Source organism: Lysinibacillus halotolerans (assembly GCF_003711845.1).
GTDB classification, from domain to species: domain Bacteria; phylum Bacillota; class Bacilli; order Bacillales_A; family Planococcaceae; genus Ureibacillus; species Ureibacillus halotolerans.
Window position 1 is genome coordinate 1 of sequence record NZ_RHLQ01000099.1, and the last position, 2004, is coordinate 2004.

At 26.6% G+C, this 2004-nt stretch carries 2 protein-coding genes; both read left to right on the top strand.

All coding sequences use genetic code 11. From position 1 onward, the window contains the following. Window positions 1–295: 295 nt before the first annotated feature. Window positions 296–520, top strand: coding sequence for a hypothetical protein (locus tag EC501_RS18245; RefSeq protein WP_122973756.1), 225 nt, complete (start codon window positions 296–298; stop codon window positions 518–520). Between the two features lie 9 nt (window positions 521–529). After that, on the top strand, window positions 530–1957 hold the full coding sequence (locus EC501_RS18250; protein ID WP_122973757.1) for a tyrosine-type recombinase/integrase: 1428 nt from the start codon (window positions 530–532) through the stop codon (window positions 1955–1957). The last annotated feature ends 47 nt before the right edge of the window (window positions 1958–2004 follow it).

The window sequence follows — 2004 nt, forward strand, 5'->3', positions numbered from 1 at the left end:
AAATAACTTTTTCGACATGTTCTTCCGCTCCATCAACCATTTATTTTATTTCATTATAAATAAAAGTACCCTATAAGAGAGACCTTTTTTCAAGTGTCTTTCTTATAGGGTACATTTTATTATTTCCAAACTTTCTTCTTTTTCAAAAGAAGAAATTTCTGGAATCATAAAACATCTTGCAAAAGGAAAATTACCAGCTAAAACTGAAAACTGTCAATGTTTAATTTATCCAAACTGTAACTACCCTAATATAACTAATTGCTACTCGTGTGAATATGTATTACCGAGGAATATCATGTTGATTCAATTAAATAATGAATTTGAAAGAATTATTAATGAGATTGATATTACTTCTAATGAAATAATGTTAAGAAAAAACACAAAATTTCTCTTAAATGCTTTATTTATCTCGAAAGAGGCACGTAATTATTTTGGAGAAGAGTTTGTAAACGGATTTATCCCTATTAAAGATATCAAAGACAAAATTTATAAAATATCTGGAAAACTATATATTGATTAGAGGTGTTCTATGGTAGAGAGAAAAGCTTCTTCCTTTATTGTTAAAAAGGTAAATACCGAATATGCTGATTTTAATATAAAAGATTATGAAAGAAAATTTCTTGACTTACAAACCGATGGAAAAGTATTCGGTAACTTTTATGGATTCACATGGGAAATACCCGATAAAAAAATTAATGATTATCCATTATCATTACATTTTGATCTAGAAATTTTTAAACATTTAAATACTGCACTTAAAGCATATATTATAATACAAATTACAAATAAAATAGCTCCTCATTCTATTTACACTATTTTAGATCAATTAAAAAAAGTAATTCTTTCAACGAATGGATTTAGTGATATTAGAAAACTAGAAATATATTTAGAGGAAAAAAGTAAAGACTTTTCCTCAGCATATAGATATGCCGTTGAAATAAAAAAATTTCTTGAGTTTTATAGGCTTGATAACACTAAAGAAATTTTAGAGCTATGTAATCAATATAAAGGTATTAGACATTCTCAAAGAGAATTACCGAATTTTGAAGATGTAATGATTTTCGACGAAATTGTAAATGACTATTTCCAATCTTATTCAATTGATGAAACAAATAAATATCTCTCTATATTTCTTTGGTGGTTAATTACAAATATTCTTCCTATACGGATATCTGAATTTTTATTAATTAAAAAAGATTGTTTAAAAAAAGATGTAAATAATCATTCATTTAATATTATTGTTCCTAGAATTAAAGATGAAGATAGTGAGGAAATAAATTACGACTTAATAGAGATAGATGAAAAAGCCTATAAATTGGTTCAAGATTCTATTAATCGTGTAAAAGAAATTGATTCCGAATCTCAATATTTATTTCCTACTTCAATACTCTATGCTTTTAGGAAAATTAAAACTACAAAGCGACCTAAAAAAAATTCAAGAATAAATAGAAGGGATTTCGACTTTTTAAAAAAAATGTTCTATGAAGAAATTGTTGAATCTAAATATGGCCATTATAACCTTGAAAGAATAAAAGGTGGAGATACACGACATTTTGCAATTATAAATATGGCTTTACAAGGATTTAATATGCTTTCTATTGCTCGAATGGCTGGACATCGTGACTTAAAAACTCAAAATAATTATTATTCTCATGCTGAACATTTTGTTCAATCAAATGTATATAGACTTGCACAATTTAGAATAGAAAATAAAATAAGTAGAAAAATGAATTCAGGACTTATCGGCTGGAAAAGGTACATTTATGATAAAGGTGTTACTTTCACCGATATCGAAGACGATGAAGAAATAATTGGAAGAATTCCTTTTGGAGTTTGTAGTGAACTTAAATCGTTGTTTCCAAATAATTGTATAGAAGAATTGTATTTTGCAATAGAAAAGTGCAGAAAAATGCAATTAAAAATGCAGAAGTTTGCCACCCAATTAGTTTCTTTTTGACAGTGCGTGGGACAGTCTATAACTCTCACCATGAAATGAAATAATAT

Coding starts and splice junctions, on each gene's coding strand:
- EC501_RS18250 (WP_122973757.1), top strand. CDS start 530: ATGGTAGAGAGAAAAGCTTCTTCCTTTATTGTTAAAAAGGTAAATACC.
- EC501_RS18245 (WP_122973756.1), top strand. CDS start 296: ATGTTGATTCAATTAAATAATGAATTTGAAAGAATTATTAATGAGATT.